The sequence below is a fragment of the Polaromonas sp. P1_F6 genome (assembly GCF_056405695.1).
Window position 1 is genome coordinate 261,765 of sequence record NZ_JBFUBQ010000005.1, and the last position, 22,283, is coordinate 284,047.

Consider the following 22,283-nt stretch of genomic DNA (forward strand, 5'->3'; position numbering starts at 1 on the left):
CAACCACTCAAGGGAGCGCGCTATGGCCTTAATGGACTTCATCAAGAAACAGTTCATCGACATCATCCAGTGGACCGAGGACGACGACGGCACACTGGCCTGGCGTTTCCCGATGGCCGACATGGAGATCCAGTACGGCGCCTCGCTCACCGTGCGCGAATCGCAAATGGCGGTCTTCGTCAACGAGGGCAAGATCGCCGATGTGTTCGGTCCCGGCATGTACAAGCTGACGACGCAGACCATTCCGGTGCTGACCTACCTCAAGAACTGGGACAAGCTGTTTGAGTCTCCCTTCAAGAGCGACGTCTACTTCTTCAGCACCCGCCAGCAGATCGACCAGAAGTGGGGCACGCCCCAGCCCATCACCATTCGCGACAAGGACTTCGGTGCTGTCCGGCTGCGCGCCTTCGGCAACTACAACTTCCGTGTTGCCGACCCCAAGCTTTTCCACACCGAAATTTCAGGCACACGCGACCGCTACACCACGGCCGACCTTGACGGACAGCTGCGGGGCCTGGTGCTGCAGAATATTTCCGCCGCCATTGCAGCCAGCGACATTGCCTTCCTCGACCTGGCCGCGAACCAGCTCGTGTTTGCCCAGGCGCTGGCGGCGCAGCTTGTGCCCGAATTTGCCAAGATCGGCCTGAAGCTCGAGGGCATGACGGTGCAGAACCTCTCGCTGCCCGAAGAGCTGCAAAAAATCCTCGACCAGAAAATCGGCATGGGCATGGTCGGCAACGACATGGGCAAGTTCATGCAGTACCAGACGGCGCAGGCCATCCCGAAGTTCGCCGAAGGCGGCGGGGGCGGCAGCGGTATTGCCGGTGACGCCATGGGCCTGGGTGCCGGTGTGGCGCTGGGCCAGGTGCTGGCGCAAAACCTGCAGCAGGGCTTGCAGGGCAACACAGCCCAGGCGGCTTCGGCCGCAGCGGCTGCGGCGGTTAAGCCAGACGATGTCATGGCCACGCTCGAGAAGCTCGGAGAACTCAAGGCCAAGGGCATCCTCACACAGGAAGAGTTCGACGCCAAGAAGGCCGAGCTGCTCAAAAAGTTAGTTTAAGTATGTGGCCCCCACGCTTGTCACTTCGTGTACTGCGCTGCCCCCCGAGGGGGCCGTCGCTTGCTCGGGGCGGCCCTTCGCTGCGCGTGCCTTCTGTCCGGCACTGAGCTTCATCTGCTGTGACTGACGTCACCCAGCAACGCGCCTACCGCGCGCCGTGTCCCGGCTGCGGTGCGCCTGTTGAATTCCGCAGCGCGCAGTCCACCCATGCGGTGTGCGGCTACTGCCAGAGCACTGTCGTGCGCGATGGTGACACGCTGTCGCGCATCGGCAAAATGGCTGAACTGTTCAACGACTTCAGCCCCCTGCAGCTGCAGGCCTCCGGGGTCTGGCAGGGCCGCAATTTCACACTGGTCGGCCGGCTGCAATACAGGTACGCCCAGGGAACCTGGACCGAGTGGTACGCCATCCTGGACGACGGCGGCGCGGCCTTCCTGAGCGAGGACAACGGCGCTTATGTTTTCAGCCGGCCCACCAGCCTGCAGCGCGCCGTACCGCCCGCAGAAAACTTTCGCATCGGCGCCACCACGGCGATCAATGCCAAGCCCTTCAGTGTGGCCTCCAACGAGAGCGTTGTGCTGCTGTCGGCACAGGGCGAGCTGCCGCGCCTGCCAGCGCTGGGCATGCCTTTTGCCGTGGTTGAATTGCGCAGCACGGATGGCGATGTACTCAGCGTCGACTACGGCACGGCATCCGGTGGCGGCGCGCCGGCGCTGTCGGTGGGCCGCTCGGTACTGCTTGACGAGTTGAAGCTGGTTGGCCTGAAGGACGAGTCTGCCAAGGAAGAAAGCGGCAGGCAATTCAGCTGCCCCAACTGCGGAGCGACGGTGGCGGTTACGCTGGCTGCCAGCAAAAGCATCACCTGCAGTTCCTGCAACAGCCTCATCGACCTGAGCCAGGGCACAGGCGCCGCGCTTCAGCATGCGATCCAGGACGAACCGGTGGCCCCGCTGATCGCGCTGGGAAGTACAGGCCAGTTGCTGGGCACGCAATGGCAGGTCGTCGGGTTCCAGCACCGCATGGGGTACGAGCCCGACGACCCGGACGAGCACTTCGGCTGGGATGAATACCTGCTCTACAACCGCAAGCGCGGCTTTACCTTTCTGGTGGACGCCACCGACGGCTGGAGCGTGGTCAAGCCCCTGACCGGCGCGCCCACCTTCAAGACGGGTGGCGACAGCGCCACCTACCTCAAGACCACCTACCGCCTGCAAAGCAGCTACCGCGCCGAGACGACGTATGCTGCCGGCGAGTTCTACTGGCAGGTTCAGCGCGGGCAAAAAACCTTTAACCGCGATTTCGCCAGCGGCAGCGCGCTGCTGTCCCAGGAAGAGGCGCCGAACGAAGTCACCTGGTCCAGCGGCAGCAAGCTGGACGGCGAACTGATCGCCAGGGCTTTCAAGCTTGAAGGCAAGAAAGACCTCTTCAAGCGCGCGGATGCCAAGCCCCTGAGCAGTGCGTCGGGCATGGGTTGCGGCACCATTGTTGTGGTGGTGCTGGTGATACTGGTGGTTCTGTTGCTGGTCACACGCTGCTCGCGCTGCGACCCGAATGTCGAGAACTGTTCTTCGTCCAGCAGCTCGCGCAGTTCAGGCGGCTCATTCGGTGGATTTTCCGGCGGAGGCGGCCATAAATGAAGCCGGCCCCTTTCTATTCAACCTGGCAGATTTTTTCTGGAGAACATCATGGGACTTGAATGGCTTAAACCCGCCGCATTCCTCGGCTCGATTTTGTTCGCGCTGATCGGCGTGATCATCTTCTGGCTGAGCTTTGTGATCATTGACAAAATGACACCGTACGACCTGTGGCTGGAGATTGTCGAGAAGCAGAACGTGGCGCTGGCGCTGGTGGTTGCCGCGATGGCGCTGGGCATCTGCGTAATAGTAGCCGCCGCCATCCACGGGTAGTTCCCGGCTACTGCGCGAACTGGGGGCGGCGTTGGCCGGTGCTCGGAATCCTCATGTACCCGCAGGTACATTCCGGTTCCTGCGCGCCGTCCGCCTTGCCCGCAGCTCGCTCGCTACGCCCTTGACGCCGTCGTGATACCGGCTCGCTTCGCATCGCAGTTCTGCATATCCCATCCATCGGCACCCTCGTTTTGAACACTAAACCCCCCTCCACCGTTGCCACACCGCGCCCTCTTGAAGTCGCGCTGCTGGCCAGCGTCTTTGTGGTCGCGGCGTGCGGGCTGGTGTATGAGCTGGCGGCAGGGGCTTTGGCTTCTTATCTGCTGGGCGACTCAGTGCTGCAGTTCTCCACCATCATCGGCAGCTACCTGTTTGCCATGGGCATTGGCTCGTGGCTGTCGCGGTTTTTCGAGCGGCAGTTACCGGCCCATTTTTTGCGCATTGAATTGATGGTGGCGCTGGTGGGCGGTGCGCTGCCGGCCACGCTGTTTCTGGCGAATGCCTATGTGCCCGGCGCTTTCCGTTTTCTGCTGTACGCCATGGTGCTGCTGGTGGGCACGCTGGTGGGGCTGGAGATTCCGCTGGTCATGCGCATCCTGCGGCGCAACGTTGCACTCAAGGAGCTGGTGTCGCAGGTGCTCACCTTCGACTACCTGGGCGCATTGGCCGTGTCGCTGGCATTTCCGCTGGTGCTGGTGCCGCATCTGGGCCTGATCCGCACCGGCCTGCTGTTTGGCCTCATGAACGCGGCTGTCGCGGTGTGGGCGCTGTGGCTGTTCCGCCATGAGCTGCGGCACGTCAAGTCGCATGCCCTGGCTTGCCTGGGGGTCTTGAGCGTGCTGGGCGCCGGCTTTGTGGGTGCGAACCAGATCACCACACTGGCCGAAGACCATTTCTACCAGGACCGTGTGATCTTCACCGCCACCACGCCCTACCAGCGCATCGTGGTGACGAACGGCCGCGCCGGCCACCGCCTGTTCCTCAACGGCAACCTGCAGTTTGCCGAGCGTGACGAATACCGCTATCACGAAGCGCTGGTGCACCCCGTGATGAGCGCACACGGTGCGCCGAAGACGGTAGCGGTTTTGGGCGGCGGCGACGGCATGGCGGTGCGCGAAGTCCTGAAATACCCCAGTGTGGAAAGCGTCACGCTGGTAGAGCTGGACCCGGCCATGACGCAGCTCTTCAGCCAGCAGCCCGCCTTGAAACGTCTGAACGGCGACGCGCTGCTGTCACCCAAGGTGCGCGTCGTGAATGCCGACGCTTTCCAGTGGCTGGACAAAAACGCCGGCATGTTCGACATCATCATTGTGGACTTCCCCGACCCGACCAATTTTTCCATCGGCAAGCTCTACACCAACTCGTTTTATGCGCTGCTCGACCAGCACCTTTCGGCCAGCGGGTATGCCGTCATCCAGACCACGTCTCCCCTGGTGGCGCGGCGCAGCTACTGGACGGTGGTGAGTACGCTGGAGTCCGTCGGGCTCAAGGCCGCCCCCTACCACGCCAATGTGCCCAGTTTTGGCGAATGGGGTTTTGTGGTCGCCAGCCGGCGGCCTTTCAGCCCCACGACGCAAATGGGCACCCTGCCTGCCGGCCTGCGTTTTCTGGACCCGCAGACCCTGCCCTTGCTGTTTGATTTCCCTGTGGACATGGCACGCGTGCCGGCGCCCGTGAACCGGCTCTCCAGCCAGGAACTGGTGCACAGCTACGAGCAGGAATGGGGCAAGGTGCTGCATTGAAGCGCCGGGATTTCCTGGCCGCCTCTGCGCTACCGCTGTTGGGCTGCAAGGAGGCCACGCACGTTGAAGGCGTTTTTGTGGGTGCGAACCATGAGCGCGGCCATCTGCTTCGGCCTGACGAGACCGGCAGGGCCCGTGCCTGGCCGGCCCCGTCCGTCACCCGGCGTACCCGCGTATTGATTGCCGGTGGCGGTGTGGCCGGCCTGGCGGCGGCGCGTGCGCTGCGCCTGCGCGGCATGCAGGACTTCGCGCTGCTGGAGCTGGAAGACCAGGCCGGCGGCAACAGCCGCGCGGGCCTGGTCAACGGCGTACCCTGCCCGCTGGGCGCGCATTACCTGCCGGTGCCCGGGGATGCGGCGCGTGACGTGCAGGATTTACTCGAAGAACTTTCACTGCGCCAGCGTGTGGCCGGCCGCTGGGTGTACGACGAACGCCATCTGTGCCACAGCCCGCAGGAGCGGCTGTTCATCAACGGCCAGTGGCAGGAAGGGCTGCTGCCGCTGCAGGATGTGGACGCTGGCGTGTTGGCTGAATACCGGCGTTTTGCGGCGCTGGTGCAGCAGGCCTCGTCTGTGGCCGCATTCCAGATTCCTGTTGCCGGAGTACCCCTGGCACCGCAACACCGCGCGCTGGATGCCGTGACGTTCAAGGCATGGCTGGACCAGCAGCAACTCACCAGTACGCCACTGCGCTGGTACCTCGACTATTGCTGCCGCGACGATTACGGCGCGGGCCTGGACACCGTATCGGCCTGGGCCGGCATCCATTACTTCGCCAGCCGGCATGGCTTTCAGGCGCCCGGCGACGCAGCTTCTGCGGAGCGCGAAGCGGGTGTGCTCACCTGGCCCGAGGGCAATGGCTGGCTCACCCGCCAATTGGCCGCACCACTCGGTGAACGCCTGTACGCCGGCCGGATCGTGGTTCGTGTGGCTGCGGGCCGGCATGGTGTAGAGGTCGATGCCTTCAATGCGGCCACCCAGACCGTCGAGCGCTGGCAGGCTGACCAGTGCATCCTGGCGATGCCGCTGTTTGTGGCGGCGCGTGTGGTGGAAAGCCCGCCGCCCGCATTGCGCGAAGCCGCCGGCCAGCTGCGTCACGCACCCTGGCTGGTCGCCAACCTGCACATCAAGGCCGCGCTGCACGACCGGCCCGGTGCCGCACCCAGCTGGGACAACGTGATCTACGGCGGGGATGCATCAGACAGCGCTGCGCAGGCAGGCCTGGGTTACGTCGACGCCATGCATCAGAGCCTGCAGGCCGTGCCCGACGCCACGGTACTCACGTATTACCGCGCCTTCGGCATTGAACCGGCAGGCCGCAAAACCTTGTACGAGAAACCCTGGACGCACTGGCGCGACAGCGTGCTGGCCGAGCTGTCGGTGCCGCATCCTGATCTGCCCGGCAAGGTCACGCGCATGGAAGTCATGCGTTATGGCCATGCGATGAGCACGCCGGTGCCGGGTGTGCGCAGCAGTGCGGCTCTGCGGGCGCTGCAGGGGCGTTTGCAGGCGCCCTGGCAGCGGCTGCATTTTGCGCACGGTGACTTATCGGGGTATTCGGTGTTTGAAGAGGCGTTTACGCAGGGGCATTTGCGGGGGATGGGTTTGGGTTTGGTTTGAGTTTTGTTTTGGCTGGGTTTGTTCCGGCTGTGTGCTTTTTGCCGAGTGTTGCTGGCCGGGGGTTGCCCGGCATGCAACTCACTTTCTTTTGCTTCGCCAAAAGAAAGTAAGCAAAGAAAAGGCGACCCTGGTTCCTGCGTCCCTTCGCTGCGCTACGGGCAACCTGCGGTGCTCGGTCCAGCCGGGGTCAAAAACAACTCGCTGCGCTCAAACAAGTTTTTGCCCTGATCCGTCTGGACCTCCGCTCCTCGGCGCATACACAAGGGGGTGGAGACAGGAATACCAAACAGCCGAAGACAGGGCCCTGAATACCAGAAGAAACAAGGACACGCCATGGCGTGTCCTTGTTGGTATTGGAGTTGGTATTTGTCTTCAGTCCCCGCTCCCGATTAGCCCTTCTGTATGCGCCGAGGAGCACAGGTTCAGGCGGATCAGGGATCGCGATTGTCTGAGCCGAAGGCGAGTTCGAGCGAGACCCCGCCTGAACCGAGCACCGCAGGTTGCCCCGGAGCGAAGCGCAGGGGTCGCAGACAGCAGGGTCGCCTTTTCTTTGGTGACTTTCTTTTGGCGACGCAAAAGAAAGTTACTTGCCGCCGGGCAACCCCCGGCCAGCAGTCCTCAGCAGAGTGAGCCCAAGCTGGAACAAGAACCACCTTTAAGCGAGTTCAATTCGAACACAACAAGAAACACGGCGCTATCAATTAAATAGCTGCTTGCGCTCGTCCCTATTGGATCCAACGCGCTTTCGATGCCTGAAACAAGGCCTGCTGACCCCCCCAAAATGCGCTCGGAGGCAGTTTTTGACGCCCCAAAATGAAAATGGGCCTGTTTCTGGCCCATTTTCAGGAGATATTTGGCCTCTAGCCCAATGGGCATATGCGCCAGCAGCTATCAAATACATAGCATCGAGGCGCCCGTCCGGCCCTGCGGCAAACCGCAGCGTCCCCATCACCCCTTCATCAACGCCTCAATCTCATCCCCATCCACCGGCACCCCCCGCGTCATCAACTCACACCCCTTGGCCGTCACCAGCGCATCGTCCTCAATCCGGATGCCGATGTTCCAGAACTCCTTGGGCACGTTCTTGCCGGGCCGCACATAAATGCCGGGCTCGATGGTCAGCACCATGCCGGGCCGCAGGATGCGTGAGGGCTTGCGCATCACGGTCTGGCCCAGGGCGTCTTTTTCTTCGCGCGGCTTGCTGCCAGGCTCGGTGTAGTCGCCGCAGTCATGCACGTCCATGCCCATCCAGTGGCCGGTGCGGTGCATGTAGAACTGGCGGTAGGCGCCGGATTCGAGCACGTCGTCGACCTTGCCGTGCTTCTTTTTGTCGAGCAGGCCGGTGTCCAGCATGCCTTCCACCAGTACGCGCGTCGCCGCGTCATGCGGGTCCAGAAAGCGTTTGCCGGGCTTGGTTACTTTCACCGCGGCGTCTTGCGCGGCCAGCACGATGTCGTACAGCGTGCGCTGGGCCGGCGTGAATTTGCCGTCTGCCGGGAAGGTGCGGGTGATGTCGCTGGCGTAGCCGTCCAGCTCGCAACCGGCGTCAATCAGGCACAGCTGGCCGGGCTTGAGTTCGGTGTCGCCCGCGCGGTAGTGCAGGATGCAGGCGTTGGCGCCGGCCGCGACGATGCTGCCATAAGCCGGGAACTGCGAACCATGGCGGCGGAACTCGTGCAGCAGCTCGGCTTCGAGGTGGTATTCACGCAGGCCGCCCTTTAGTTTCCCGTTGGCACCGTCACGCAACATGGCAGCCGAGGTCTGCATGGCGCGCACGTGGGCACCGGCCGAAATCTTGCCGGCGCGCTTGAGGATCGCGACTTCATGGCTGTCCTTCACCAGCCGCATTTCGTCAAGCAGCTTGCACAAGTCGTGCTGGCTTTGCGGGCATTCGGCGCCGTAACGCACGCGGGCGCGCACCTTGTTCAGCCAGTCGTCCACCTGTGTTTCCAGGCCTTTGTGCGTGGCAAACGGAAACCACACGGCGCTCTGGTTGGCCAGCAGCTGCGGCATTTTTTCGTCCAGCGCTTCCACGCTGAAGGCAGCGTCCACACCCAGCGCGGCGGGCGCGGCCTTGGGGCCCAAACGAATGCCGTCCCAGATCTCGCGCTCCAGGTCCTTGGGCCGGCAAAACAGCGTGGTCTTGCCGCTGGCCTCAATCACCAGCCAGCTGTCGGGTTCGCTGAAGCCGGTCAGGTAATAAAAGTAGCTGTCGTGGCGATAGGGGAAGTCGCTGTCGCGGTTGCGCGGGTATTCGGGCGCGGTGGGCAGCAGGGCGATGCCGCCGCCGGCCGCCTTCAGGGCGCGGGCAATGGCGGCGCGGCGTTTTTCGTAGATCGTGGTGGTGCTCATGTGTTCTGCTTCAAGTCGTGGTGGTTTGGTTCAGCTCATCCAGCCGCGCCGGTGTGCCAACGTCGGTCCAGGCGCCTTCATACAGCTCGGCGCTCACGGCCTGATTGTCCATCGCCGTACGCAAAAGCGGTGCCAGTGGGGCTTTCAGGCCTTGCGGGTTGCCGAAGGGCAGGCTGTCGAACAATTCGCGCCGGTACAGGCCGATGGTGCTGTAGGTGAATTTGGGCTGCGGGCTGTCCTTGGGCAGGTTCAGCGCCAGTCCATCAGGGCCAAGGCCAAAGTCGCCTTTCGAGTTGTGTGCGGGGTTGGGCACCAGCCAGAGGTGGGCCAGCTTGTTGTCAGCGGCAAACCGCGTGACGGCGGCCTGGGTGAACTCAAAGCCGGGCACAAACACATCGCCCGCCAGTACCCAGAAAATGTCACCCAGTAGCGGCAGCGCACGCGCAATGCCCCCGGCGGTTTCCAGTGCACCGCCAAAATCCACGCCTTCGTGTGAGTATGAAATTGATAGCTGCTTGCGCGCGTCCTGATTGGGCTGCAGCCCGAAATGGCTTGAAGAAAGTGTAGAAAAATGGGCCGGAACCTGCTCGCCCAGCCAGGCCGTGTTGATGACCAGGTCGGTGAAGCCGCCGCGCACCAGCGCTTCGGCCTGCCAGTCAATCAGCGGCTTGCCGCGCACCGGCAGCAGGGGCTTGGGCGTGGTGTCGGTCAGCGGCCGCATGCGCTCGCCGCGGCCGGCGGCCATGATCATGGCCTTGATGGGTGCGCCGGTCATTGCGTATCGCCCCGGTCCAGCGACCGCTGCTCGGTCCATTCGGGGTTAAAGCGGCGCACCAGCGCATCCATCAGGCCGCGTGCCCGGGCGGAGTGGTCGCCGCCGAAGTTGCACACATAGACGTCCAGCGTCACGGCTTTCTGTTCAGGCCAGGTGTGCACGCACACATGCGACTCGGCCAGCAGCACGGTGGCCGTGATGCCGCCTGGGCCGTGCACGGTGTCGGGAAAAGTGTGAAACAGCTGGTTAACGGCCTGCAGGCCGGCTGCCTGCACCGCCTGCACGCACCAGTCGCCCAGTCGGGTAGCGTCGGTCAGCCAGGCCGGGTCGCAGCGGCATTTGTAAAGGTCGGCGGTCAGGTGAAGGCCTTGCATGCCCCGACTTTAGTGCATGGCGGGGTGCCGGCCGGCCAAATCGGGGCCAAACCCCCGCCAAACCGGTGGGGAGGGCCCAAACGGTAAAATACCGGGTTACCCCTGATCTTTCCCCCTCCCGGAGCTGCCTACATGGCCAATACGCAAATGATGGCGAATGCGATACGCGCACTCGCAATGGACGCCGTTCAACAAGCCAATTCCGGACATCCCGGCGCCCCCATGGGCATGGCCGACATGGCAGTCGCCCTCTGGGGCAGCCACCTCAAGCACAGCCCGCACAACCCCAACTGGTTCGACCGCGACCGTTTTGTGCTGTCCAACGGCCACGGCTCCATGCTGATTTATGCCGTGCTGCACCTCACCGGCTACAAACTGCCCATTGGCGAACTCAAGAACTTCCGCCAGCTCCACAGCAAAACCCCCGGCCACCCCGAATACGGCTACACCCCCGGCGTTGAAACCACCACCGGCCCGCTGGGCCAGGGCCTGACCAATGCGGTCGGCATGGCGCTGGCTGAAAAGCTGCTCGCCAAAGAGTTCAATCGCGAAGGCCACACCGTCGTCGACCACAACACCTATGTGTTCATGGGCGACGGCTGCCTGATGGAAGGCATCAGCCACGAAGCGGCCGCGCTCGCCGGCGCGTGGAAGCTCAACAAGCTGGTCGCGCTGTATGACGACAACGGCATCTCGATTGACGGCCAGGTCGCTCCCTGGTTCATCGACAACACCGCCGTGCGTTTCGCCGCTTACGGCTGGAACGTGCTGGGCCCCATCGACGGCCACGACGCCGAGCTGGTCTCGCAGGCCATTGAAGGCGCCAAAAAATCCAGCGACAAGCCCACGCTGATCATTTGCAAGACGCACATCGGCAAGGGTTCACCGAATCGCGCCAACACCGCCAAGGCCCACGGCGAGCCGCTGGGCGCTGAAGAAATCAAGCTCACGCGCGAAGCCCTCAACTGGCCTTATGCACCATTTGAAGTGCCGAAGGAAACCTACGACGCGTGGGACGCCAAGGCCAAGGGCTTGGCCGCTGAAGCCGCCTGGGACGCGAAATTTGCCGCCTACAAAGCTGCGCACCCCGCGCTCGCCGCCGAACTCACCCGCCGCATGAAGGGCGACCTGCCCAAGAGTTTCTCGCAGCTGGCTGTCGACACTGTCATCGGCGCGCACACCAAGGCCGAAACCGTGGCCTCCCGCAAGGCTTCGCAGCTCGCACTCGAAGCCTTCACCGCCGGCCTGCCAGAGTTGCTGGGCGGCTCGGCCGATTTGACCGGCTCCAACCTCACCAACACCAAGTCCACGCCCAACCTGCGTTTTGACATGAACGGCGAAGTCGTGCTGACGGCCAATGCCGAAGGCGTGAGCGCGGGCGGGCGCCACATCAACTACGGCGTGCGCGAATTCGGCATGGCCGCGATCATGAACGGCATCGCGCTGCACGGTGGCTTCATTCCCTACGGCGGCACCTTCCTGACCTTCAGCGACTACAGCCGCAACGCCATCCGCATGGCCGCGCTGATGAAGATCCGCGTCATCCACGTCTTCACGCACGACTCCATCGGCCTCGGCGAAGACGGCCCGACGCACCAGTCCATCGAGCACGCGGCCAGCCTGCGCCTCATTCCCAACCTCGACGTCTGGCGCCCGGGCGACACGGCCGAAACCGCCGTCGCATGGGCCGTCGCGCTCGAAAACAAGAACAAACCGACGGCATTGCTGCTGAGCCGCCAGAACCTGCCTTACGCACCGAAGAACGACCTCGGTGAAATCAGCAAGGGCGCTTATGTGCTGGCCGAGCCCGCCGAAGTGGGCCTGAACAAAAAGGCCCAGGCCGTCATCATTGCCACCGGCTCTGAAGTGCAACTCGCGCTCAAGGCGCAAGAGCTGCTGGCTGCCCACAAGATCGCCGTGCGTGTGGTCTCCATGCCCAGCAACACGACGTTTGACAAGCAAAAAACGGCGTACAAATCCGAAGTGCTGCCAGAAGGCATCCCCCGCATCGCGGTGGAAATGGGCGTGACGGACGGCTGGTGGAAATACGGCTGCGCCGCCGTGGTGGGCATCGACAGCTACGGTGAATCGGCGCCCGCGCCAGTGCTGTTCAAGCACTTCGGCTTTACCGCCGAGAACGTGGCCGACACCGTGCGCAAGGTGCTGCGCAAGTAAACACGCGGATAACGGACACGGCCGCCCAATTCAACAAGATTTCAACTTCCAGGAGCAACAGCAGATGACTATCAAACTTGGCATTAATGGTTTTGGCCGTATCGGCCGCAACGTGTTTCGCTCGGCCATCAAAAGCTTTGGCGACATTGAAATCGTCGGCATCAATGATTTGCTCGAGCCTGAGTACCTGGCCTACATGCTGAAGTACGACTCGGTGCACGGCCGCTTCGAAGGCGACGTGTCCGTTGAGGGCAACACGCTGATCGTCAACGGCAAGAAGATCCGCCTGACGCAGGAACGTGACCCCGCCAACCTCAAGTGGGGCGATATCGGCGCCACCGTGGTGCTGGAGTCCACGGGCCTCTTCCTCGACAAGGCTTCCGGTGAGAAGCACCTGGCCGCCGGCGCGAAGAAGGTCATCTTCTCGGCACCGTCGAAAGACGACACCCCGATGTTCGTTTTCGGCGTCAACGACAAGACCTACAAGGGCGAGGCCATCATTTCCAACGCCAGCTGCACCACCAACTGCCTGGCGCCTATCGCCAAGGTGCTGAACGACAAGTGGGGCATCAAGCGCGGCCTGATGACGACCGTGCACGCGGCCACTGCCACGCAGAAAACCGTGGACGGCCCGTCGAACAAAGACTGGCGCGGCGGCCGCGGCATCCTGGAAAACATCATTCCCTCCAGCACCGGCGCTGCCAAGGCTGTGGGCGTGGTGATCCCCGAGCTCAACAAGAAGCTGACCGGCATGTCCTTCCGCGTGCCCACCTCCGACGTGTCGGTGGTTGACCTGACCTGCGAGCTCAACAAGGAAGCCACGCTCAAGGAAATCTGCGCCGAAATGAAAGCGCAAAGCGAAGGCGCACTCAAGGGCATCCTGGGCTACACCGAAGACAAGGTCGTTGCCACCGACTTCCGCGGCGAGACCTGCACCAGCGTGTTTGACGCCGATGCGTCCATCGCGCTCGACGGCACCTTCATCAAGGTCGTCGCCTGGTACGACAACGAATGGGGCTACTCCAACAAGTGCCTCGAAATGGTCCGCGTGGTGGCGAAGTAATTCACTTCAACATCGCCAATAAAAAAGCGCCTCCGGGCGCTTTTTTATTGTCAGTGCAATACTCGGCGACCAGTCGCCCTGAAAGGTTCATGCTGATGCCCCTGACGTTCAAAAAACTCAACGAACAAGTGGTGAGTGTTCATCTGAGCAGCGGCGAGCTGGTGGGCCAGCTCAAACTGATTGGCGGCGTGTGGAAGTTCAAGGCCATTGGCTACACCGCAGACGGCCATGTAGTGCCCGGCGGTGGGCCGCTGACGGATCGCCACAACATGACTTTCGCCGCGCTGGACGAGGTGGTGGTCAATGCGGGGCTGATGCCTCCCTGAGTGGCAGGTCAATCAGGCAAGTGCAGGCCGGGCCGTTCATCGTCCCAGGCCATCGCGCTCATCTTCCAGCCTTCAGGCGTTTTGACGAACTGCGTCGAGATCATGCCGCGCGCCTCGAATGCCTCGCCGTTCATCGTGCCGGCCTTGCCGTAAGCGCTGTAGCGATGGGCAATGTTGCCGAAGATTTGTGTGGTTTCCGACAGCTCCCATTCCCTGAAGCGCGTGAGGCCGCCGCTGTCCACCATGGCCTGCCGCGGCGCGATGAATTCGCGCACGCTGGAAATCTCGGGTGCGGTTCCTGTGTTCTTGATCAGGAGGCCTGCGTCGATGAAGAGCGCGTGAATGTCATCGTAAGGCGGCACGCTGCCCGGCTCAAACGAGACGGCGCGAAAGAACGCCTGCGCCAGCGCATTCAGTTCGTTTTTGACCGCTTGGGAGTTGGGCTCCTGGCTCATGGCATCTCCTTGTGTTGGCGGGAGTGTAGGCGTCTGCTGCCGCACCCCACAGGCGGCGTTTGCGAAACCCGATATTGCCTGGGGGTACTGCGGGGAAGTTGACTGGTAATGCCGGAGTTATGCGAAAAGTGCCCCGGAGCAGCTAAGAACAAGCGCGGACAGCTATTAAAAATATAGCAGCGAGGCGCTGCTCGGCCGTCAGTCGCCCGTCGGCCGCTCTTCGCGTCCGCCCGGGTGCCGCGCAAAGCGCGCCGGCTCCCGCCCATGCACCGGCGCGTCATCGCCAAACGACCAGCCACCAAACTGCGTGCGCTGGTAGTCCGCCATGGTCTGTGCAATTTCGGCTTGCGTGTTCATGACAAACGGGCCGTACTGCACCACCGGCTCACCAATGGGCTTGCCTTGCAGCATCAGGAATTCGGCTTCCTCGCCGCCGTTGATGATCTCCGCATCCACGCCGGCCCGCAGCTCGATGGCGCTGTCCACGTTCACCGCCTGGCCGCCCAGCGTCGCAGACTGCCCCTTGAAAAAATACAGGTGGCGGCGCGTGCCTTCGCTCGTTGCGGCGGGCAGCGTCCAGCGGGCGCCGGGCACCATGCGAATCGTCCAGATCGCCACGTCGGCCTCGGCTTGCGAAGCCCACGAATCCGGCGGCGGCGCCAGCGGCGCGGCCTGGGTATTTTGAATACGGCCGGCAATCACGGCCACTTCGGTGCCGCGCCCTTCGGCATCCTTGATGTCCAGGCGCGGAATGTCCTGCGACCAGAACATGGTGAAGTGCGGCTCGCTCATCTTGCCGGCCGCCGGCAGGTTCAGCCAGATCTGGAACAGCTCCAGTGGATTGGGATTTTGCGGGTCCAGCAACGGGAACATCTCGGAATGGACCACGCCCTTGCCGGCCGTCAGCCACTGCACGTCGCCGCGGCCAAAGCGCGCTGTCGCGCCCAGGGAGTCGGAATGGTCGATCAGGCCCTTGCGCACGATGGTCACGGTTTCAAAGCCGCGGTGCGGGTGCGCGGGAAAGCCCGGCACCGTGCTGCCGTGGTACATGTTCCAGCCGTCCTTGCGGGCAAAGTCCTGGCCGATATTGCGCCCCGCGAGCGAGGCATCCGGGCCCATCTGCGCATTGCCGCGAGGGTAGGCGTCGTCGTGGTACACGCAAAAGAGGAACGGGTCGAGCGTTGCCCACGGAAAGCCGAGTGGCTTGACCTGGAGGACTGGATGGGCGGCGGAGTGAGCGACAGAACTTGCGGTGGGGTCGGCAGGCATGAAGAGGCCTTTCTGGCGTGAAACTTTCAAAGAACACATATAAGGTTGGCCGCTGTCCTTTCAAGCTGCATCGCCAGCCCACCTGGCCGGCCCGGCCTTGGCGGTTTAAGGGAAATATGCTTGTGGACCTTATGTAGAAAGCGCAAGCAGCTATAAAATCAATAGCATCTATAGGGCGTTGTCATCAATCGCCTGTCCCTTCCTCAGGCCTTCAGCTTCCAGCCCGTACGGAAGATCCACCACACCGCGCCGAGGCACAGCCCCAGAAAGCCCATGATGGCCGCCACGCTGATGCCTACGTTGACATCGGCCACGCCGTAAAAACTCCAGCGGAATCCGCTGATCAGGTAGACCACCGGGTTGAACAGGGCGACCTTCTGCCACAACGGCGGCAGCATGTTGATCGAGTAAAACGCGCCACCGAGGAAAGTCAGCGGCGTCACCACCATCAGCGGCACAATCTGCAGCTTCTGGAAGTTGTCGGCCCATAGCCCGATGATGAAACCGAACAGGCTGAAGGTCAGCGCGGTCAGCAGCAGGAAGCACAGCATCCAGAAAGGGTGCGCGATCTCATAGGGCACGAAGAGGCGCGCCGTTGCCAGAATCAGTAGCCCCAGCATGACGGACTTGCTCGCCGCAGCGCCCACGTAGCCCATCACCACTTCCATGGACGACACCGGCGCCGACAGCAGTTCGTAAATTGTCCCCGACCATTTCGGCATGTAGATGCCGAAGGCGGCGTTCGAGATGCTCTCGTTGAGCAGCGACAGCATGACGAGGCCGGGGATGATGAAGGCACCGTAGCGGATGCCGTCGATGTCACCCATGCGTGAGCCGATGGCCGCGCCGAAGACCACGAAGTACAGCGAGGTCGAGATCACCGGCGAGGCGATGGATTGCATCAGCGTGCGGAAGGTGCGCGCCATTTCAAAGCGGTAAATAGCGCGGATGGCGTGCCAGTTCATGCGGCCTCCTTCTGGGCGCCCGGTTTGTCGGCATGCACCAGGCTCACGAAGATGTCTTCGAGCGAACTCTCGCTTGAATGCAGGTCCTTGAAGTCAATGCCGAGTTCGGCCAGCTGCTTGAGCAACGCCGCGATACCCGTCTCCTCGGTTTGTGTGTCGAAGGTGTAGACCAGGGTGTGGCCCTCTTTCGTCAGCTCAAGCGGCAGCCCTGCCAACGCACCCGGAATGGTTTGCAGCGGCGTTTGCAGTTGCAGGCTCAGTTGCTTTTTGCCCAGCTTGCGCATCAGCACCGTTTTGTCTTCGACAAGAATCAGCTCGCCCTTGTTGATGACGCCAATGCGGTCGGCCATTTCCTCGGCTTCCTCAATATAGTGTGTGGTCAGGATGATGGTGACGCCGTTGTCGCGCAGCTCCCGCACCATTTGCCACATGCCCTTGCGCAGCTCGACGTCGACGCCCGCGCTGGGCTCATCGAGGAACAGGATGGTGGGTTCGTGCGACAACGCCTTGGCAATCAATACCCGGCGCTTCATGCCACCGGAGAGCGCCATGATCTTGCTGTCCTTCTTGTCCCACAGCGAAAGGTCGCGCAGCACTTTCTCAATGTAGGCCGGGTTGGGCGGCTTGCCGAACAGGCCCCGGCTGAAGCTCACGGTGGACCAGACGGTTTCAAACGCATCGGTCGAAAGCTCCTGAGGCACCAGCCCGATTTTGGCGCGAGCGGCGCGGTAATCCCGAACGACGTCATGTCCATCAGCCGTCACGCTGCCCGAGCTCGGATTGACAATGCCGCAGACGATGCTGATCAAGGTGGTCTTGCCTGCGCCGTTGGGTCCGAGCAGGGCGAAGATTTCGCCGCGCTGGATGTCCAGGTCCACCGACTTGAGTGCATGAAAGCCCGAAGCGTAAGTTTTGCTGAGTTTCTGAAGGGAAATAATGGGTTGCACGCGGCATCCTGACAAGAAAGCGGCGCCAGAATGTGACGCCAGAAGAGACCCGAATCATTCTATAGAGCAAGGCTGAAAAAGCCGGGAGCAGGGTTTTCAAGATGGCGTGCTCAGGCCCCCTGGTTTTTTCTCAGCGTCGGCAAGCCGACACCGGCAGACTCAAAGCCACCGTCTACAGCCAGCACCTGGCCATTGACATAGCTGGCTGCCGGGCTGCACAAAAAGCCCACGGCCGATGCGATTTCTTCCACGGTGCCGTAACGCCCCAGCGGAATCACGTCGTGGTAGTCCGAGCGGATCGCCACGCTGTGAACCAGCTTGGCCATTTCCGTGTCCACCGGCCCGGGCGCGATCACGTTGGCCCGGATGCCGATGGTGCCCAATTCAACCGCCTGCTGTTTGGTCAGCTGGATAAGCGCGGCCTTGCTGGTGCCGTACGCCACGCGAAGCGTGCTCGCGCGCAGGCCCGAGATCGACGCGATGTTGACAATGCTGCCGCCGCCCGTGCGCTTCATGATGGGCGCGCAGGCCTGGCTGCACAAAAATGCGCCGTCCAGGTTGACGCCCAAAACCCGGCGCCATTCTTCAAAGGTTGTCTCACCGATAGGCTTGAACACCGCGATGCCGGCGTTGTTGACCAGCGCATCAATACGGCCGAAGCGGGCATCCACCTTCGCCATGGCCGATTTCACCTGCGCCGGGTCGGCCACGTCGCAATGCACCGCCAGTATGCGGCCTGCATCCTGAATGGCGGCAGCGGCGGGGAGCAGCGTGTCGCTGTCGATATCCAGAAGTGCCACACGGTAACCATTGGCCAGAAACCATTGCCCGATGGCAAGGCCAATGCCGCGTGCACCCCCTGTTACGACGGCCACGGGGCTGGTTGAAGAAGCTGCAGTCATGGATGTCCTTGCCTTGTTGTCGGGTGTGAATGAAGAATGGGTTTTGGCATTGGTCGCGGCTTTGGCGAAAGTTCAGCTTGAAGTTTGCACTACTGGACGTGGTTGCGCGCGTTGGCGATGCTGCCGATTCGGGACACGCTGTCGTGGGCCCGTCCTACAGCATGCGCGCTTGCCAATGGGTACCTTGAGCACTCATCCTGTTGTCTGCATCAGAAATGATTCTTTCAAGATGGCCAGGCATGCGACAACCGCTTGCGGTTCTCGAATGTGTGTCTCTCGGCAAAGTGTTGTGGCTGGTATCGGTTTCATGCACATGATCCGTAAAAAAAACAGTTCACGGTCAAGGCAGGAACGAACTGTTGGCGCACATTTTTCCGTGCGAATTTTCTCACCAGAGGATCTCTATGAAATACCCACTGCTTTTAGCCGCACTTGCCGGCACCCTGGCCCTGAGCGCTTGTGAAAGAACGGTTGTCGCGCCGCCTGCGGCTGTGGTCACGGTTCCCGGTCCCGCCGGCCCTGCTGGCGCCACGGGTGCCCCCGGCACCGACGGCGCCAAAGGAGCCACAGGCGCGGGAGTCGGCATTCCCGGCCCGACCGGCGCCACCGGTGCTACGGGAGCAACAGGCTCCACCGGCTACGAAGGCGCTGCCGGTGCTACCGGCGCCACAGGCGACACCGGAAAGACCGGCAGAACCGGTGCCACAGGCGATACGGTCGTGATCGTTCCCGCGCCCGCACGGTAAGGTTTTCGGTTGCACCGGCCGGCGAACGCGTGAGTGCTCGCCGGCCTTTTTGTTTTCAGCGGCGGGTACAAGGCATTTAACCGCCCTGTAATTCCGGAAAGGGCTCACGCCAGGCGGCCAACTGATTGAGGCGGTCGTGCCAGCGCCGGATTTCCGGGAAATTGTCCAGCGGCAAGCGGGCCTTTTCGGCGTACGGCAAGGGGATAGCTGCCGCGAAGTCGGCCACAGTCAGCGCGTCGCCGACGAGGTATTCGCGCCCCTTGAGGTGCGCTTCGAGCACCCCGGCGTAGCGCTCGAAGACCGGCGTCACCCGCGCAATCTCGGCCGGGTCGGCCTGGCTTTGACGGAAGCGCGGCTTGATGATGTGTTCGAAATAGAAGGTTCTGGCGGTTGGCGCGAACTCGGTGGCATCCCACATCAGCCAGCGGATCACCTCGGTCTGGCGCTTGTCGCTCGGCCACAGGTCGGAGCCGGCTTTCTCCGCCAGGTGGCACATGATGGCATTCGACTCCCACAAGGTCGTGGTGCCGTCCACCAGCACGGGCACCTTGGCATTGGGATTCATTGCGCGGAACTGTGGCGTACGGTGCTCGCCTTTTTCCAGCGCCACGTAGATGAACTCCACCGGCAGCTTCAAGTGCCTGGCGACGGCGCAGGCTTTTCGCGGATTCAGCGTGTCCGAGTAATAAAGCTTCATGTTGACTCATTTCGTCGTTGATTTTCGGGCCGCCATGCGCGGCAGGTCGGACCACACCGGCCTGACCTCTATGGTCGCGGCCCTGGCCATGGGATGGCCGGCTGCGATGTCGATCGCCTCCTGCATGCCGGCGCATTCAATCAGCCCGTAGGCCGCCATTTTTTCCGCGCTATCGGTGAAGGGGCCACTGGTTACCGCGCGCTTGCCGCTGCGCACCCGCACCGTCATCGCGTCGTCGGGGGGGCGCAGCGGGTTGCCGTGCTTGAGGATGCCGCGGCTCCCCATGTCCTTTACCCAGGCGCCAATGTCGGCCACCAGCGTCGGCGTGGGCGCGAAGGCCGCGTCGTGGCAAATGATCAGCAGGAATTGCATATGCTTTCCCCATCAGGGCATGGGCAGCGGCTTGATGACCATCCACGACACGCCGAAGCGATCTTCCACCATGCCGAAAGACGAAGCGTAAAAGGTCTTCATGATGGGCATCTCTACCTTGCCGCCGTCGCTCAATGCCTTGAACAGGCGCTGCGCTTCGGCATCGCTGGCCGCAGTCAACGAGAGCGAGAAGCCCTTGAATTCCGGCTTGCCGTTGCCCATGCCGTCAGAGGCCATCACTTCCGTTTCGCCGATCCTGAAGCTGGCATGCATGATGTTCTCACCCGGGATGGCACCGCCGTCCGGCCCGCAGCCTTCGGTCATGGGTTCCGGGTTCTCCTTGAAGCGCATCATCATCTTCACTTCGGCGCCAAGCGCCTTGCGGTAAAACTCGATGGCCTCTTCGCAGCGGCCGTTAAAAAAGAGGTAAGACTGGATCAGCATGATTGACTCCTTCGTGGGTTGATAAGGCTGGGGGATTTTTCAGGCACTCATTTGCGCAGCGTGGGCTTCAACGTTCATCCAGGCGAGCTCCCAGAGATGACCATCCAGGTCTTCGAAGCCGTGCTGGTACATGAATCCGTGGTCTTGTGGCTTGTTGGGCGTGGTCGCGCCGCCAGCCACAGCCTTGCTGACCATCTCGTCGACTTCCTGGCGGCTGTCACAGGAAAGGCAGATCAGCACCTCGGTGCTTTTGCGTGCGTCGCTCACCGGCTTGGGGGTGAAGGTCTTGAAATAGTTCTCGACCAGCAGCATGACGAAGCTTTCCTCGCTCACGATCATGCAGGTGGCGTTTTCATCGGTGAATTGCGGGTTGAATTTGAAGCCCAGCGCGGTGAAAAACTTCACCGATTGGTTCAGGTTTTTCACGGGCAGGTTCACAAACATCTTGGTCGTCACGGGTCTCTCCTTGAATAAATTGAATGAGGAGGTGCTTCCTCAGGCCCTGTCATAGGCTTCCTGGAGGTCCTTGATATTGATCTTGCGCATCTTCAGCATGGCGCTCATGGCGGCGCCGGCCTTGGCCGGGTTCTTGTCGCCCAGCATGTTGCCGAGCGCGGTGGGGATGATCTGCCACGACAGGCCGAATTTGTCCTGGACCCAGCCGCACTGGTTGGGTGCCCCGCCCGCCGAGAGCTTGTCCCAGAGCTCGTCCACCTCTTCCTGCGTCTTGCAGTCCACGAACAGCGAAATCGCCGGCGTGAAGCTGAAGTGCGGGCCGCCGTTGAGTGCCATGAATTCCTGGCCTTCAAGCTGGAAACTGCCGGTCATGACCGAGCCCTCGGGTCCCGGGCCTTCCTTGCCGTAGCGCCTGAGCATGGTGATCTTCGAGTTCTTGAAGATCGAAACATAAAAATTCATGGCTTCCTCGGCCTGGTCGTTGAACCACAGGAAGGGGGTGATTTTCTGCATGGTCTGGTTCCTTGAAAGAAGGGCGTTTAAAGAATCGTTAAAGGCTTGCGGGCCTTGTACGGTGGCTAAATCAGCGGTATTGTGTACACCGTCCACAAAAGAATAGCAAAGATAATGAACACTGTCCACATAAATAAGTAACAAGCCATGTCGAGTGCGCCCCCGTCCCAGCCAGTCCCGCCGCCCCGCAGCACTTACCGCCACGGCGACCTGCGGCGTGCCCTGCTGGAAGCCGGGGTGGAATTGGCCCGCGCCGGCGGGCCCGGGGCCGTGGTGCTGCGCGAAGCCACGCGCCGCGCGGGCGTAGCGCCTAATGCGGCCTACCGCCATTTCGAAAACCGCCAGGCCTTGCTGTATGCGGTTCGTTCAGCCGCGCTGGCGGCCGTGGCCCGCGCGATGGAGGCCGAACTGGCTGCGCTGCCCCGGGGTTTGCCGCCAGCCGAATTCGCCCGCGCCAACGTGCGCGCGGTCGGCGCCGGCTATTTGCGTTTTGCGCAGGCAGAGAGCGGGTTGTTCCGCACGGCCTTTGGCCCCTCGGATGATTTGAAAGAAAGGGCCCAGGGCGCGCCGGCCAATGCCGAGCGCAAAGGGGAAAGCGGCCTGGACCCCTTCGAGCTGCTGGGCGCCGCGCTTGACAAACTCGTGAGCGCCGGCGTGCTGTCGCCTGAGCGCCGGCCCGGCGCCGAGTTCCTCGCCTGGTCCGCAGTGCACGGCCTGGCCATGCTGGTGATTGACGGCCCGTTAGGCCCGCTCATCGGTCCGCAGATGCAGCAGATCGGCGAGCATCTGCTGGACATGGTTGAAAAGGGCCTGTGCGGGGACTAGGGGGAGTTGACATCCATTGATTGAATTTGCCCAAGGCTTGGCCGGTGCATTGATGACAAAAGCCCGCCGGAGGCGGGCTTTGCGTATCAGCTAGTTACGCCAGCTCCTGGCGCTCAGAAGTTGTGCTGAACGCCAACCCCGTACACGCGGATCACGTCATTGGCAACGCGGTTGTTCGGGTCCGAGCGGTCATAGAAGCCGTACAGCGAAGTGCGATTGCTCATCTTGTAGGAGTAGCCCGCCTGGAAGCGCTTGAGCTTGCCCGCCGGATCGCTCTGGACATCCTTGCGGATGTAGTT

At 62.3% G+C, this 22,283-nt stretch carries 23 protein-coding genes, 1 other RNA gene and 1 pseudogene; 11 read left to right on the forward strand and 14 right to left on the reverse strand.

What is annotated here, in order from left to right; all coding sequences use genetic code 11:
- Positions 1-22 precede the first annotated feature (22 nt).
- The 6 genes from AC1DY9_RS16600 to AC1DY9_RS16625 all read left to right on the forward strand — a co-directional run bounded on the left by AC1DY9_RS16600 (position 23) and on the right by AC1DY9_RS16625 (position 6,328).
- On the forward strand, positions 23-1,060 hold the full coding sequence (locus tag AC1DY9_RS16600; protein ID WP_457281947.1) for an SPFH domain-containing protein: 1,038 nt from the start codon (positions 23-25) through the stop codon (positions 1,058-1,060).
- Positions 1,061-1,179: 119 nt separating this feature from the next.
- The gene (locus AC1DY9_RS16605) at positions 1,180-2,697 is read left to right on the forward strand and encodes a DUF4178 domain-containing protein (RefSeq protein ID WP_477667075.1); all 1,518 of its coding nucleotides are present in this window, start codon (positions 1,180-1,182) and stop codon (positions 2,695-2,697) included.
- A gap of 48 nt (positions 2,698-2,745) precedes the next feature.
- Complete coding sequence (locus tag AC1DY9_RS16610) at positions 2,746-2,967, forward strand: DUF350 domain-containing protein (RefSeq protein ID WP_007871890.1); 222 nt, start codon at positions 2,746-2,748, stop codon at positions 2,965-2,967.
- Positions 2,968-3,020: 53 nt separating this feature from the next.
- A non-coding RNA gene (locus AC1DY9_RS16615) (sX9 sRNA) lies at positions 3,021-3,096 on the forward strand.
- A gap of 62 nt (positions 3,097-3,158) precedes the next feature.
- Entirely contained in the window at positions 3,159-4,709 is a 1,551-nt protein-coding gene (locus tag AC1DY9_RS16620) for a polyamine aminopropyltransferase (RefSeq protein WP_477667076.1), read from the forward strand.
- Positions 4,688-6,328 (forward strand): FAD-dependent oxidoreductase, encoded by a 1,641-nt coding sequence (locus tag AC1DY9_RS16625; RefSeq protein ID WP_477667077.1) that lies wholly within the window; start codon positions 4,688-4,690, stop codon positions 6,326-6,328. The genes AC1DY9_RS16620 and AC1DY9_RS16625 overlap by 22 nt, the downstream gene beginning before the upstream one ends.
- Positions 6,329-7,276: 948 nt before the next feature.
- Here the strand turns inward: AC1DY9_RS16625 and AC1DY9_RS16630 are convergent.
- Genes AC1DY9_RS16630 through speD form a run of 3 tightly spaced genes read right to left on the reverse strand, consistent with a single transcriptional unit; the run spans position 7,277 to position 9,829 of the window.
- Positions 7,277-8,680, reverse strand: coding sequence for an aminopeptidase P N-terminal domain-containing protein (locus AC1DY9_RS16630; protein WP_477667078.1), 1,404 nt, complete (start codon positions 8,678-8,680; stop codon positions 7,277-7,279).
- A 10-nt stretch (positions 8,681-8,690) separates the two neighbouring features.
- Complete coding sequence (locus AC1DY9_RS16635) at positions 8,691-9,455, reverse strand: nucleotidyltransferase family protein (protein ID WP_477667079.1); 765 nt, start codon at positions 9,453-9,455, stop codon at positions 8,691-8,693.
- Positions 9,452-9,829, reverse strand: a complete 378-nt coding sequence (gene speD, locus AC1DY9_RS16640) for an adenosylmethionine decarboxylase (protein ID WP_477651193.1) — start codon at positions 9,827-9,829, stop codon at positions 9,452-9,454. Before speD ends, AC1DY9_RS16635 begins: the two co-directional genes overlap by 4 nt.
- A gap of 132 nt (positions 9,830-9,961) precedes the next feature.
- Between speD and tkt the strand changes: the two genes are divergently transcribed.
- From tkt to AC1DY9_RS16655, 3 genes are all read left to right on the forward strand, one after another.
- Complete coding sequence (gene tkt / locus AC1DY9_RS16645; protein ID WP_477667080.1) at positions 9,962-12,004, forward strand: transketolase; 2,043 nt, start codon at positions 9,962-9,964, stop codon at positions 12,002-12,004.
- 64 nt (positions 12,005-12,068) lie between these two features.
- The gene (gene gap / locus AC1DY9_RS16650) at positions 12,069-13,067 is read left to right on the forward strand and encodes a type I glyceraldehyde-3-phosphate dehydrogenase (RefSeq protein WP_457281959.1); all 999 of its coding nucleotides are present in this window, start codon (positions 12,069-12,071) and stop codon (positions 13,065-13,067) included.
- A gap of 89 nt (positions 13,068-13,156) precedes the next feature.
- A complete protein-coding gene (locus AC1DY9_RS16655) occupies positions 13,157-13,393 on the forward strand; it encodes a hypothetical protein (protein ID WP_477667081.1) in 237 nt (78 codons plus the stop codon).
- Between the two features lie 8 nt (positions 13,394-13,401).
- On the opposite strand, the gene AC1DY9_RS16660 is transcribed toward AC1DY9_RS16655, so the two are convergent.
- The 5 genes from AC1DY9_RS16660 to AC1DY9_RS16680 all read right to left on the reverse strand — a co-directional run bounded on the left by AC1DY9_RS16660 (position 13,402) and on the right by AC1DY9_RS16680 (position 17,931).
- The gene (locus tag AC1DY9_RS16660; RefSeq protein WP_477667082.1) at positions 13,402-13,848 is read right to left on the reverse strand and encodes a hypothetical protein; all 447 of its coding nucleotides are present in this window, start codon (positions 13,846-13,848) and stop codon (positions 13,402-13,404) included.
- 198 nt (positions 13,849-14,046) lie between these two features.
- Positions 14,047-15,117 carry a pirin family protein gene (locus AC1DY9_RS16665; protein ID WP_477667083.1) on the reverse strand — a complete coding sequence of 357 codons (1,071 nt, stop codon included), beginning with the start codon at positions 15,115-15,117 and terminating at the stop codon, positions 14,047-14,049.
- Between the two features lie 203 nt (positions 15,118-15,320).
- A complete protein-coding gene (locus AC1DY9_RS16670; protein ID WP_457281963.1) occupies positions 15,321-16,082 on the reverse strand; it encodes an ABC transporter permease in 762 nt (253 codons plus the stop codon).
- Positions 16,079-17,029: an ABC transporter ATP-binding protein gene (locus tag AC1DY9_RS16675; RefSeq protein WP_477667084.1), complete on the reverse strand. Its 951-nt coding sequence runs from the start codon at positions 17,027-17,029 to the stop codon at positions 16,079-16,081. The genes AC1DY9_RS16670 and AC1DY9_RS16675 overlap by 4 nt, the downstream gene beginning before the upstream one ends.
- A gap of 110 nt (positions 17,030-17,139) precedes the next feature.
- Entirely contained in the window at positions 17,140-17,931 is a 792-nt protein-coding gene (locus AC1DY9_RS16680; protein ID WP_477667085.1) for an SDR family NAD(P)-dependent oxidoreductase, read from the reverse strand.
- A 404-nt stretch (positions 17,932-18,335) separates the two neighbouring features.
- Between AC1DY9_RS16680 and AC1DY9_RS16685 the strand changes: the two genes are divergently transcribed.
- Positions 18,336-18,677 carry a collagen-like protein gene (locus tag AC1DY9_RS16685; protein ID WP_457281966.1) on the forward strand — a complete coding sequence of 114 codons (342 nt, stop codon included), beginning with the start codon at positions 18,336-18,338 and terminating at the stop codon, positions 18,675-18,677.
- A 76-nt stretch (positions 18,678-18,753) separates the two neighbouring features.
- On the opposite strand, the gene AC1DY9_RS16690 is transcribed toward AC1DY9_RS16685, so the two are convergent.
- The 5 genes from AC1DY9_RS16690 to AC1DY9_RS16710 are packed head-to-tail and all read right to left on the reverse strand — an operon-like array spanning position 18,754 to position 21,159.
- Positions 18,754-19,374, reverse strand: a complete 621-nt coding sequence (locus AC1DY9_RS16690) for a glutathione S-transferase family protein (protein WP_477667086.1) — start codon at positions 19,372-19,374, stop codon at positions 18,754-18,756.
- A 6-nt stretch (positions 19,375-19,380) separates the two neighbouring features.
- Positions 19,381-19,746 carry a YciI family protein gene (locus AC1DY9_RS16695; RefSeq protein ID WP_477667087.1) on the reverse strand — a complete coding sequence of 122 codons (366 nt, stop codon included), beginning with the start codon at positions 19,744-19,746 and terminating at the stop codon, positions 19,381-19,383.
- A 12-nt stretch (positions 19,747-19,758) separates the two neighbouring features.
- Positions 19,759-20,190, reverse strand: coding sequence for a VOC family protein (locus AC1DY9_RS16700; RefSeq protein ID WP_457281969.1), 432 nt, complete (start codon positions 20,188-20,190; stop codon positions 19,759-19,761).
- A 39-nt stretch (positions 20,191-20,229) separates the two neighbouring features.
- Entirely contained in the window at positions 20,230-20,634 is a 405-nt protein-coding gene (locus AC1DY9_RS16705; protein WP_457282090.1) for a VOC family protein, read from the reverse strand.
- Positions 20,635-20,685: 51 nt separating this feature from the next.
- Entirely contained in the window at positions 20,686-21,159 is a 474-nt protein-coding gene (locus AC1DY9_RS16710) for a VOC family protein (protein ID WP_457281970.1), read from the reverse strand.
- A gap of 147 nt (positions 21,160-21,306) precedes the next feature.
- On the opposite strand from AC1DY9_RS16710, the gene AC1DY9_RS16715 reads away from it, so the two are divergent.
- Positions 21,307-21,984, forward strand: a complete 678-nt coding sequence (locus AC1DY9_RS16715) for a TetR/AcrR family transcriptional regulator (RefSeq protein ID WP_477667088.1) — start codon at positions 21,307-21,309, stop codon at positions 21,982-21,984.
- Positions 21,985-22,097: 113 nt separating this feature from the next.
- Here AC1DY9_RS16715 and AC1DY9_RS16720 read toward each other — a convergent pair.
- Positions 22,098-22,283, reverse strand: a pseudogene (locus AC1DY9_RS16720) (porin); the annotation flags it as partial.

What these genes read in the sequence shown, in the direction of transcription:
- AC1DY9_RS16600 (WP_457281947.1), top strand. Translation starts at nt 23, where the DNA reads ATGGCCTTAATGGACTTCATCAAGAAACAGTTCATCGACATCATCCAG.
- AC1DY9_RS16610 (WP_007871890.1), top strand. Translation starts at nt 2,746, where the DNA reads ATGGGACTTGAATGGCTTAAACCCGCCGCATTCCTCGGCTCGATTTTG.
- AC1DY9_RS16625 (WP_477667077.1), top strand. Translation starts at nt 4,688, where the DNA reads ATGGGGCAAGGTGCTGCATTGAAGCGCCGGGATTTCCTGGCCGCCTCT.
- AC1DY9_RS16630 (WP_477667078.1), bottom strand. Translation starts at nt 8,680, where the DNA reads ATGAGCACCACCACGATCTACGAAAAACGCCGCGCCGCCATTGCCCGC.
- AC1DY9_RS16635 (WP_477667079.1), bottom strand. Translation starts at nt 9,455, where the DNA reads ATGACCGGCGCACCCATCAAGGCCATGATCATGGCCGCCGGCCGCGGC.
- speD (WP_477651193.1), bottom strand. Translation starts at nt 9,829, where the DNA reads ATGCAAGGCCTTCACCTGACCGCCGACCTTTACAAATGCCGCTGCGAC.
- tkt (WP_477667080.1), top strand. Translation starts at nt 9,962, where the DNA reads ATGGCCAATACGCAAATGATGGCGAATGCGATACGCGCACTCGCAATG.
- gap (WP_457281959.1), top strand. Translation starts at nt 12,069, where the DNA reads ATGACTATCAAACTTGGCATTAATGGTTTTGGCCGTATCGGCCGCAAC.
- AC1DY9_RS16655 (WP_477667081.1), top strand. Translation starts at nt 13,157, where the DNA reads ATGCTGATGCCCCTGACGTTCAAAAAACTCAACGAACAAGTGGTGAGT.
- AC1DY9_RS16660 (WP_477667082.1), bottom strand. Translation starts at nt 13,848, where the DNA reads ATGAGCCAGGAGCCCAACTCCCAAGCGGTCAAAAACGAACTGAATGCG.
- AC1DY9_RS16665 (WP_477667083.1), bottom strand. Translation starts at nt 15,117, where the DNA reads ATGCCTGCCGACCCCACCGCAAGTTCTGTCGCTCACTCCGCCGCCCAT.
- AC1DY9_RS16670 (WP_457281963.1), bottom strand. Translation starts at nt 16,082, where the DNA reads ATGAACTGGCACGCCATCCGCGCTATTTACCGCTTTGAAATGGCGCGC.
- AC1DY9_RS16680 (WP_477667085.1), bottom strand. Translation starts at nt 17,931, where the DNA reads ATGACTGCAGCTTCTTCAACCAGCCCCGTGGCCGTCGTAACAGGGGGT.
- AC1DY9_RS16685 (WP_457281966.1), top strand. Translation starts at nt 18,336, where the DNA reads ATGAAATACCCACTGCTTTTAGCCGCACTTGCCGGCACCCTGGCCCTG.
- AC1DY9_RS16690 (WP_477667086.1), bottom strand. Translation starts at nt 19,374, where the DNA reads ATGAAGCTTTATTACTCGGACACGCTGAATCCGCGAAAAGCCTGCGCC.
- AC1DY9_RS16695 (WP_477667087.1), bottom strand. Translation starts at nt 19,746, where the DNA reads ATGCAATTCCTGCTGATCATTTGCCACGACGCGGCCTTCGCGCCCACG.
- AC1DY9_RS16700 (WP_457281969.1), bottom strand. Translation starts at nt 20,190, where the DNA reads ATGCTGATCCAGTCTTACCTCTTTTTTAACGGCCGCTGCGAAGAGGCC.
- AC1DY9_RS16705 (WP_457282090.1), bottom strand. Translation starts at nt 20,634, where the DNA reads ATGTTTGTGAACCTGCCCGTGAAAAACCTGAACCAATCGGTGAAGTTT.
- AC1DY9_RS16710 (WP_457281970.1), bottom strand. Translation starts at nt 21,159, where the DNA reads ATGCAGAAAATCACCCCCTTCCTGTGGTTCAACGACCAGGCCGAGGAA.
- AC1DY9_RS16715 (WP_477667088.1), top strand. Translation starts at nt 21,307, where the DNA reads ATGTCGAGTGCGCCCCCGTCCCAGCCAGTCCCGCCGCCCCGCAGCACT.